This window comes from uncultured Dokdonia sp., assembly GCF_937910895.1.
GTDB lineage: Bacteria > Bacteroidota > Bacteroidia > Flavobacteriales > Flavobacteriaceae > Dokdonia.
Genome location: NZ_CALEMI010000161.1, coordinates 113,808 through 124,834, shown reverse-complemented (window position 1 = coordinate 124,834; position 11,027 = coordinate 113,808). Strand labels below are relative to the sequence as shown.

At 36.2% G+C, this 11,027-nt stretch carries 8 protein-coding genes; 5 read left to right on the top strand and 3 right to left on the bottom strand.

Annotated elements, in window-relative coordinates; genetic code table 11:
- The 4 genes from Q0505_RS20530 to Q0505_RS20515 all read left to right on the top strand — a co-directional run bounded on the left by Q0505_RS20530 (position 1) and on the right by Q0505_RS20515 (position 4,508).
- Positions 1 to 384: a TraR/DksA C4-type zinc finger protein gene (locus Q0505_RS20530; RefSeq protein WP_299217289.1), complete on the top strand. Its 384-nt coding sequence runs from the start codon at positions 1 to 3 to the stop codon at positions 382 to 384.
- Between the two features lie 33 nt (positions 385 to 417).
- A complete protein-coding gene (locus tag Q0505_RS20525; protein WP_299217285.1) occupies positions 418 to 1,047 on the top strand; it encodes a hypothetical protein in 630 nt (209 codons plus the stop codon).
- A 33-nt stretch (positions 1,048 to 1,080) separates the two neighbouring features.
- The gene (locus Q0505_RS20520) at positions 1,081 to 1,698 is read left to right on the top strand and encodes a lipoprotein signal peptidase (protein WP_299217281.1); all 618 of its coding nucleotides are present in this window, start codon (positions 1,081 to 1,083) and stop codon (positions 1,696 to 1,698) included.
- 77 nt (positions 1,699 to 1,775) lie between these two features.
- Positions 1,776 to 4,508, top strand: a complete 2,733-nt coding sequence (locus tag Q0505_RS20515; RefSeq protein ID WP_299217278.1) for a T9SS type A sorting domain-containing protein — start codon at positions 1,776 to 1,778, stop codon at positions 4,506 to 4,508.
- A 72-nt stretch (positions 4,509 to 4,580) separates the two neighbouring features.
- Here the strand turns inward: Q0505_RS20515 and Q0505_RS20510 are convergent, their stop codons facing one another.
- Genes Q0505_RS20510 through Q0505_RS20500 form a run of 3 tightly spaced genes read right to left on the bottom strand, consistent with a single transcriptional unit; the run spans position 4,581 to position 8,964 of the window.
- Entirely contained in the window at positions 4,581 to 6,422 is a 1,842-nt protein-coding gene (locus Q0505_RS20510; RefSeq protein WP_299217276.1) for a M1 family metallopeptidase, read from the bottom strand.
- Entirely contained in the window at positions 6,422 to 8,089 is a 1,668-nt protein-coding gene (locus Q0505_RS20505) for a S8 family peptidase (RefSeq protein ID WP_299217275.1), read from the bottom strand. Before Q0505_RS20505 ends, Q0505_RS20510 begins: the two co-directional genes overlap by 1 nt.
- Positions 8,090 to 8,106: 17 nt before the next feature.
- The gene (locus Q0505_RS20500) at positions 8,107 to 8,964 is read right to left on the bottom strand and encodes an MBL fold metallo-hydrolase (protein ID WP_299217272.1); all 858 of its coding nucleotides are present in this window, start codon (positions 8,962 to 8,964) and stop codon (positions 8,107 to 8,109) included.
- 215 nt (positions 8,965 to 9,179) lie between these two features.
- Here Q0505_RS20500 and Q0505_RS20495 point away from each other — a divergent pair, with 215 nt between their 5' ends.
- Complete coding sequence (locus Q0505_RS20495) at positions 9,180 to 11,027, top strand: sodium:proton antiporter (RefSeq protein ID WP_299217269.1); 1,848 nt, start codon at positions 9,180 to 9,182, stop codon at positions 11,025 to 11,027.

Genomic DNA, 11,027 nt, shown 5'->3' with positions numbered 1-11,027 from the left:
ATGGAAGATTCAAAAGGACAAAGGTATAGTGATGCAGCGTTAGAAGATTTTCGCAAGATCATACAAGACAAAATTGAAAAAGCACAACGTGATTTGGATTTGATCAAAAGTGCATATCTCAATGATGGAGATAATGGCACAGATGATACTTCTCCTCAATTTAAGTCTTTTGAAGAAGGAAGCGCAACGATGAGTAAAGAGGCAAATAGTACCCTTGCTATACGACAAGAGAAATTTATTAGAGATCTTAAAAATGCGATTACGCGTATCAATAATAAAACGTATGGGATTTGTCGTGTTACAGGAAAACTGATTAATCCTGAACGATTAAAATTAGTACCACACACAACGCTGAGTATAGAAGCTAAAAATATGCAGAGCTAAAAAAGACTATAGCGTCCTTCGGGACGCTTTTTTATGAAATATTATTTCTTATTCATACTATTTGTTGTGTCTTCAGGGAGTCTGTTTGCACAAAAAAAACTATTTAAAGAGTATGATGTAAGTGATACTCATACAGTATTTATAGAGAGTGACGAGATATTTCAAATCAAATTTACCACAGCTCAAACAGATAAAATAGCCATATACACTCAGATAGAAGGTGAGACTTTTGAAAACGCATTACTTCATACAGAGATTGTCAATGGGGTACTAAAAATCACTACAGGGTACACTCCAGACTTTGTTCCTTTTAATGATAAGTTATCTGCCCATAAAATTTTATCTATTGTTCTAGAAATTATATTGCCAGAAGGACTCGTTATTGACGTATATTCAACATTAGCAAGTGTATATGCACAAGGAAACTACAAGAAAGCACGTATAAATTTAGGAAGAGGAGGTTGTTATTTATCTAATTTCCGCTTTCGCGAAAGCGTATATATCAACACCATATCGGGTAATATAGTAGTTGAAACGACAAATACTAAGATTCTGGCACAATCTCGTAATGGAAACATTGATATTGCTAAAGCAATGATTGGGGTTAAAACAATGCACTTACAGAGTATTGATGGTGACATAACAGTTATAAATTCACAGTAAAAAGGCTTATTTTTACCATCCTAAATAAAGTATATGTCATTAAAAAAAGCAGGACTGATTGTCTTTTTAATACTCCTTGTCGATCAGTGTACCAAGATTTATATAAAAACACATTTTCATTTAAATGAATCGATTCAGGTTTTTGGGTTGGATTGGTTTCAAATTTACTTTGTAGAAAATGAAGGAGCTGCTTGGGGGACACGATTACCAGGTGAGTATGGTAAAATTGTACTTTCGGTTTTTCGTTTAGTTATAGCTCCATTAATAGGATATTGGTTGTATAAATCAGTAAAAGAAAATGCGTCTAAACTTCTTATCATTTCAGTCTCTTTGATATTTGCAGGTGCTGTTGGTAACATTATAGATTCCCTTTTATATGGTGTAATTTTTGACGCTAGTTATGATAATCAAGTAGCTACATTTTTACCAGAGGCAGGCGGGTATGCAAAACCTTTGTACGGAAAAGTAGTAGATATGCTTTATTTTCCATTTATAAAAGATGCTACATTTCCAAGTTGGCTTCCTTTTATAGGAGGGAAAACATTTACATTTTTTAATGCGATATTTAATATCGCAGATATGGCAATAAGTACAGGGGTAGGAATTCTTCTTGTTTTTAACAAGAAAGTGTTTCCTAAAACAGATACTTAATGAAATGAATTGTAGTTAGAGACGACCTACCGATACTAGCTACAATCTATATAAGAATCCTAAAAATTAAAATTAAAATGAAAAAAACTACGTATGCTTTAGCCCTCCTATCTGTGGGAGTATTTTCCTATTTACTTATAAATAGTGGCACTGATAAAACAGCAGAAAAGAGTGCAACAACCTTAATTGCGCCTACATTTGAAAAAACAGAAAAAACGCCAATTGAGCAAAAACGGCAATTTGCACAAGAGAGACTGGAATATGAATTAGCGTTTCAAAGAGACCCTCAGACGGGTGAGATTCCTAGAGATCAAAAAATATTAGAACTTCAATCATCTCTTGAATTATATCGAAATCAAGACGCAACAAGAAGCTCTGATAATGTATATGTAAATAGAGGCCCTTCTAATCTTGGAGGGCGTACCCGAGCCTTAGCTATAGATATAAGTGATCCTTCAGGAAATACGATGCTTGCAGGAGCAGTAAGTGGAGGTGTGTTTAGAAGTATTAATGGAGGACAAAGTTGGAATAAAGTTTCTCCAAATGGAGAGATACATAATGTAACTGCAATTGCTCAAGATCCTCGCGAAGGTTTCCAAAATATTTGGTATTATGCTACAGGAGAACTTCGTGGAAACTCAGCTAGCTTAGGAGGATTTTACTTTGGTCAAGGGGTTTGGAAGTCTGAGGATGGAGGACTCAATTGGGAACAAATACCTGAGACAGATTCTGTTTTTGGAGACTTTGATTCTTCTTTTGACCTTAATAATGCATTAGCGGTGAGTCCTATAACAGGAGATCTTTTTATAGCTTCTATAGGAAGAATACATAGATATGACGGTACTACGATTATTACTGAGTTACAAGAGGCAGGTGATGGAGGCTTTACTGACGTAGCAATAAATGCAGAAGGAAGAGTATTTGCTACTATTCAAGGTAATTCTTCCATAAATGGGGTGTATACTTCAGAAACAGGAAACGGTTCTTGGGTCCGGATTGCTCAAAATGGAAGCCCTGCAGGTTGGGACGCAACGGCTAATATTAGTCGTATAGTAATAAGCACCGCTCCTTCTAATAATAATTTATTATATGCATTATATACAAACGGAAATAATACTGGAATAGATGCAGACTTATGGCGTTATGATATAAGTACCGATACGTGGACAGATTTTTCTTCTACTCTGCCAGATGAGCCAGGCGGAGATTTGACTGGGAATGACCCATATACCCACCAAGTAGCGTATGATCAAGTAATCAATGTAAAACCAGATGATGAAAACTTTGTCATTATCGGAGGATCTAATGCTTATAAGATAGAAGATATTGAAAATGATCCTATGTTTACAAGAATAGGAGGATATCGTAATAATGAAAGTTTTGCGTTGTATGATTTAGGAGGGGGAGATACACACCATCCAGATATTCACGCTCTTGTTTTTGATCCTGTCAATCCTACTGTGTTTTATACAGGAACAGACGGAGGTGTGCATAGAACAGATGACGTAACTGCCACTACAGTTGCATGGGTAAATCTTAATAACAATTATCAAACCTATCAATTTTATCATGTGGCACTTGATCCAGAAGAAGGATCTGACTTTGTTTTTGGAGGTGCTCAAGACAATGGAACTACCTTTGGAGGAACTACTGTTGGACTGCCTAACATAACAGAACACGGAACTTTTTTTGGAGGAGATGGCGTTTCAGTTGGTATAGGGAGAGAAGATGGAGGTAATCCTCTTAGACTATATCTAGGTTCTCAGAATGGGCAAATTGCACGATTTAATCAGGCAAATAATACATTTATTGATATTACCCCTGCAGATGAAAATAACAGCATTTTTGTAACATACTTCTATCTTGATCCAGATAATACAAATGCTTTGTACTATGCAGACGGTGGAAGAATGTTTAGAACAACGGATGCTATAGGTGTTAGTTCAAATACGTGGGATGATATGGGCAATTTGTCTATTAGTCAAAATTTAAGACAATTTGCTGCGACAAGAGGTACGTATAATCCCGCTTCAAGCTATTTGTTAATTGGAGGACAAAATGGGGGTGTCTTTAAACTGAATGATCCTCAAAATGCTACAAATCTGTCAGAAGCCATTAATATTACCCCTCCAGGTGCTTCTACATCTCCAAATACCATTGTAACAGGATTTGCTATCCACCCTACAAATCCAGATATTGTGATGGCTGTATATGGCAACTACAACGTTACTAATATTTTTCTTACCACAAATGCAACAAGTGATACCCCAACGTGGGAAGTTATAGAACGTAACTTATCTGCATATTCTATACGTTCTGCAGCTATTACAGAAGTAGATGGTCAAATAGGATACTATGTGGGTACTGCCAGAGGTTTGTTTAGCAGTCCAGATCCAACTCAGACAGACTGGTTACTTGAAGGAGGAGGACAAATCGGAATGGCTTTAATAAGCGGACTTGTATATCGCCCTTCTGATAATAACCTTCTTATAGGAACGCATGGTAATGGAATGTATGATACGGTAGCAACGGTACTTTCTGTAGATGAGATTACAGAAAATAGTTCTGAAAATATACTTCGTGTTTTTCCTAATCCTACAAGCGATATCTTAAACTTCAGAACTTCTGGAGCTCATCTTATTTCAGCATATCAAATTATAGATTATACAGGTAGGGTGATAGATGAAGGATTTGTAGAAAGTCTTTCTCAAGGAACGATAGATGTAAGTAATTACACAAATGGAGTTTATTTTATAAAGGCAATCACTCAGAATAATGGCAGTGTACTCACTAGATTTATTAAGAGATAAAAAGAAAAAATAGTTCATAAAAAATCCCGCCTCATAGGCGGGGTTTTTGTTTTATGAAAAGAAGAAATAGAATTAATTCTTCCAATCATTGTCTTCAAGATTTACATCCGCCATTAATCTGCTAGGGTCAATGGTCATTGATTTTATTTTTGACATAGGAACATCTACAGTAAACGTATAGGTAGGATGTGTCCAAGGCCAGTCTTCTAATTGTGTATAATTGGTAGTATTCGGTTTTTCATTACGCATCATACGTAAGGGCACATAATATATAGATGCTCCATTATTGGTGGTTATTTGTAAGTCTATGGGCATAGGCATAAGTCCTTTTCGCGAAAGCGTAATTTTAGTCTTATTTCCATCTGCGACAACTTCTGTAATAGCATAGTCTATCGTATTTGTTGTTTGCGTCCAGTCAGTGAGATACCAGTCTAGTTGAATACCAGATACTTTCTCGGCAGTACGTTTAATATCATTAGGTGTTGGGTGTTTAAACGCAAAATCATCAAAATACTTTTTCAACGTTTTTGCAAGATTTTCTTCTCCGATAACATAGCCTAATTGAGAAAGGAAAATAGCGCCTTTACTATAAGCTGTAGCACCATAAGCACCGTTTCTGTCATAACGATCTGCATGTGTTGTTTGTGGTTGTTCGTTGCCACTTTCTACAAGTCTATAGTAGCTTCTGTAAGAACCCGTGTGAGGATTTTCATTATTTTCTTGCATTACTTCGTTCATTGCTTTTGCAGAGATATAGGATGTAAACCCTTCATCCATCCACTCATGTTTTGCTTCGTTAGTTGCTAATAAAAATTGAAACCAAGTGTGTGCAAATTCGTGTGCTGTTACGCCAACTAAACTTCCAAAGCTTCGTTCACCCGTAATTAATGTACACATAGCATACTCCATACCACCATCACCTCCTTGTATCACAGAGTATTGTTTGTAAGGGTACGTACCAACATGTTTATTAAGATACGAGAGAATACCAGCGGTTTTAGGTTGTAGGTTTTTCCAGTTTTCTATAATCTCAGGATTATTTTTATATAAGAAATGTAATTCTACACCATTTTCTGCGATGAGTGTATCGTGAAGATAATTTGGATCTGCAGCCCACGTAAAATCATGTACGTTTGGTGCTACAAAATGCCACGTATATTTTCCTTTTTTTGATTTTGGATTAGCAGATGCTCCCTTGTCTTGATAGCCATGACCTACTTCGTTGCCATTTTGAACATATCCAGTACCTCCAAGCGTAAAATCTGCATCGATGGTGATTTTCACATCAAAATCCCCCCAAACACCGTGAAACTCACGTGCAATGTAGGGATCGGCATGCCATCCTTCAAAATCATATTCGGCTAGTTTAGGATACCACTGTGTCATTGATAATGCAACACCTTCTTTGTTATTACGACCACTACGACGTATTTGAACTGGTACTTGCCCAGTAAATTCCATATTGAATGTTGTCTTCTGTCCAGGAAGAATAGGCGTTGCCAATGTTACTTCCAGTACTGTTCCAGCAACAGTATAGGATAGCTTTTTTCCATCTTGATTAAGACTGTTTACCTTCATAAATCCAATTTCATCAGGTAATAACTTACTTATTCTATCACCTACACGACGATCTGGATCTGCAATAGAGCGTGATCGCACATCCATTTCACTGCCCGGTTGAAAGGCATTAAAATAAAGATGATAAAAAACTTGTGTTAGTGTGTCTGGAGAGTTGTTTGTATAGGTTAACCTTTGCTTTCCATCATATTGATAGTTGTTTACATTCATGTCAATTTCCATATTGTAATCAACGTGTTGTTGCCAATACGACGTATTTTGTGCCGTAATATGTGCTGTAAAAAAAAGAGATACACTTACAAAAAGCGTATATTTTAGAATAGATTTGATCGTCATTAGTTATTTATTTCTGCCAGTTTAAAGGCATTATACATATTTGCTATCTTCCCCGATTTGGAGAGTTCATTAAATTTTGCTCGCTTAGTTTGATCACCAGCAACAATCACAGAATTTGTAATGGATAAACCGCTATTTATAATAATTTGTTTTATCCGTTTTGCTTTAAGCCTAGGGTAATAACTTCGTAACATGGCTGCTATACCAGCTACATTTGGAGCTGCCATAGAGGTACCTCCCAGAAATTCATAGGTGTTATTTGGTGTGGTAGACCATATATGCTCGCCTGGAGCAAATATATCTACATTAGATTTGCCATAATTAGAAAAAGAAGCGACCATCTCACTACCATAGGTGTCGTTTAAAGCTCCAATAGTTAAAAAAGTGTCACTCATTTCTGAGGTAGTATCTAATTGGTCATTAGGGTACACTCTGTTGGAAGGGTCATCAAGATTGAGGCCTTCATTACCAGCAGCATTTACAATAAGTACATCATTTTTAGCAGCATATTGAATCGCTTCATACACCCATTCTGGATTTTGTGCGTAATATTTTCCAAAAGAGGTATTGATCACTTTGGCACCATTGTCAACAGCATACCGTATCGCAAGGGCAATGTCTTTATCATACTCGTCTCCGTTAGGTACCGCACGCAGTACCATGAGTTTAATATTACTATTTGCGACGCCGTCCATACCAATGCCATTGTTACGTTGCGCAGCAATAATACCCCCTACATGAGTCCCATGTCTGGCAACTTCTGGTTTAGGACCTATTACATTATTATTACCATACGACGTATCAGTAATATCATACGGGTTGTCCCCTAGTATTGATCTATAATTCACTTGGAGACCATAATTTTTTAATTGACCTTCAATCTGTTCCAGAGTTTCTTCTATATTTTTTATAAATGAAGGAATAGTATCTTCAAATTGAAACATCTGCGATAGAAAAGCAATATGATTTTGCATTTCTTCAGTGGGGTTTTGTATAGCTCTTAATTCTTTAGGGGTATAGGTTTCTTTGCCTAATTTTTTTGAAACAGCAGCATGTGATATTTTCACTTGCCTAAGAATCTGAGTGTATTCTTGTTTGTAACCTAGTAACTCTTCGTACTTCTCGGTGCGTTCGGCTCTTGCCTTTTGATACATTAAAAAAGTACTTCTCTTATTGGCTGGAATTTGAGCAATGGTCTTGCCTTTAAATTCAGTATCGTAGCGATCTATAATTCTAGCAAGTTCCAATTGTTCTGTTTCTACATCACCTAAGAAGTTCCATCCATGGATATCATCTATATAACCGTTATTATCATCGTCTTTTCCGTTTCCTGGGATTTCTTTAGGATTTGTCCAAATCGCATTTTTAAGATCTTCGTGATTAATGTCTATACCGCTATCTATTACAGCAACGATAGTTTGTACACCTGATTTTTTAGGAAGGATTTCTGTATACGTTTTTTCGATACTCATCCCAGGAATGGTATCTTTTATTAAATCTTTTGCCCCCCAAGATTTTTCTTGGACTTCTGTAAGAGGAGCAATTTTTAAGGGGTTACTATCTACATTTGCTTCTACAACAGTAACAAGAGCGCTAGGAGTATCACACCCTACTATAAAAGCAGTTATACTAAGTACGAGGGAGATTTTTTTAAAAATAGAATGCATTTTAATAAGTAATAAGTTTAAATAATATCGTTTAGTGTAAAAGTGTCTTTAAGTCTCACCCCTTTTTCTGTGTGTTGTACTGTAATGATAGGATTATGAGCATCATGCTCTAACCAAAGGTAATATTCTTTATCTGCAGCAGTATTTAAAAAGAGTTCCTTTTCATCAAGAGTTAGTAAAGGGCGTGTATCATATCCCATCACAAAAGGCAATGGCAAATGTCCAGCAGTGGGAAGTAAGTCTGCCATGAATACAATCGTTTTATCTTGATAGGTAATGTGAGGAATCATTTGCTTGTCTGTATGTCCATCTGCAAAAAAGATACCAAAACCTAATTCTGAAGACTCTTGGAAAGCAGTCCCCTCTCTTTTGATAAACTGTAATTGCCCACTTTCTTCCATGGGAAGTATATTTTCTTTTAAGAAAGAAGCGACCTCTCTTCTATTAGGTTGAGTCGCCCATTTCCAATGATCTTTATTGCTCCAAAACGTAGCATTCTTAAAGGCGGGTTCATATCCTGTTCTGTCCTTATTCCATTGTACAGAACCTCCGCAGTGATCAAAATGAAGATGTGTCATAAAAACATCGGTAATATCATCTCTATGAAATCCGTATGTTGCGAGTGATGTATCTATGCTGTGATCACCCCATAAATAGTAATAGCTATAAAACTTATCAGATTGTTTATTCCCCATTCCCGTATCTATAAGAATAAGACGCTCTCCATCTTCTATGAGCATGCAGCGCGCCGCAATATCAATCATATTATTAGCGTCTGCTGGATTGGTACGTGTCCATAAACTTTTAGGAACGACGCCAAACATAGCGCCACCGTCAAGTTTAAAATGACCAGCTTCTATGGGATATATTTTCATAAGATTTACTCGTATTTTTTTGATACAAAAGATAAAAGTTGTGTTAAGAACGTATGCGCTTTCGCGAAAGCGTATAAAACCATCTTCTTCTTATACCTAGAATGTATGCAAAATAACGAAAAAGGCATTTTAACAAAGATTTCTTGATACCTTTTTAACAAAGAATTGTATATTCCTTACTTGTGGAGTAATTTTGAGTTTTTAAATAAGAATGTATGTTAGAACTAGCGGGAATCATTATTTTGGGAATCATTGCGCAGTGGGCTGCTTGGCGATTAAAACTGCCTGCAATTTTGCCATTAATTCTCATAGGTCTTTTTGTAGGTCCTATTTCTACCTTACTTTCTGAAGATGGAACTAAATGGATAGAACCTTTATGGAATGGAAAGAAAGGTTTATTTCCTGGAGAAAGCCTTTATTATTTTGTATCACTTGCCATTAGTATTATCCTGTTTGAAGGAGGTCTGACACTTAAACGCTCTGAAATAAAAACGATAGGACCTGTCATTACAAAACTGATTACTATAGGAAGTGCGGTCACCTTTTTCCTTGCTGGGGCTGCAGCGTATTTTGTTTTTGGACTCAGTCTTAAAATTTCGTTCTTATTTTCAGCTTTAATTATTGTGACGGGACCTACGGTTATTTCTCCTATCCTTAGAAATATTCCACTTAAAAAGGATGTCTCTTCTGTATTGAAGTGGGAAGGAATTTTGATTGATCCTATTGGCGCTTTGGTAGCGGTATTAGTTTTTGAATTTATAAGTGTAGGAGAAGGACAACAGTATACAAAAACAGCGCTTATTGAGTTTGGAAAGATTTTACTTTTTGGAACCACCTTTGGGTTTACGTTTGCTCACGGACTTGCCTTTGCGATTAAGAAAAAATTAATTCCTCACTATTTATTAAATGTAGTTTCTCTTTCTGTCGTGCTTCTCGTGTTTGTAGAATCTGATATTTTTGCTCACGAATCTGGTCTGCTCGCAGTCGTTGTTATGGGTATGGTGTTAGGAAATATGAATTTACCTAATATTAAGGAACTGCTTTATTTTAAGGAATCTTTGAGCGTACTATTAATCTCTATATTATTTATTTTACTCTCAGCAAATATTAATATAGAAGACTTACAATTATTATATAGATGGGAGACCATTGTTTTATTTGCGATTGTTGTCTTTATTATACGACCTATTGGGGTGTTTTTGAGCACCCAAGGATCCGATCTCAAAATGAATGAGCGTATTTTTATAAGTTGGGTAGGACCACGAGGAATCGTTGCTGCGGGTATTGCGTCACTATTTGGATCAAAACTACTATTAAAAGGAGAGCCAGGCGCCGAGTATATCACGCCTTTGGTCTTTATGATTGTATTAGGGACTGTATTATTGAATGCGACCACTGCACGAGTTTTTGCAAAGGCAATTGGCGTTTTTCTTAAAAAATCTGATGGAATCCTTATCGTAGGAGCTTCTGAAGTAGCTAGATTAATAGCCCGTTATTTACAACGTAATGATAGACATGTTGTGTTATTAGACAGTAATGGTAATAATGTAAATATGGCAAAAGAACTAGACTTAGAAGCTATTGAAGCCAATATCTACTCAGACGATATTACAGATAATATAGAACTTAATCACGTAGGGTATCTCATGGCGCTTACAGGGAGTAGTGAGATTAATAACTATGCGATGAGCAGGTTTAGAAAACAATTTGGAGAAAATGGTTCTTTCCGATTGATTTCTAAACGAGAGATGGATGACCCCAATAGTATTCCTAAAGAAGGACTTTTTTCTCCTACAGATGATTTTATAAATCTAACAGAAGTAGCCCGGAAATATCCAACCATTCAAGAAGTCCCTGTCAATTCTCAAGAGGAATATAAAGCGGTGACAGATGTGTTGTTAAAGGATAAGGATATGATTCCGCTTTTTGTAAAAGAAAAAGATGGGGTTATTGATATTATAGGTTCTTTTGCTGATGAGATAGAATTCAGATCCTTTGAAGGCAGCAAAGTTGTATATCTAGGAAAGCCCATGACAAGAGAAATAAAAACAATAGAAACCTAA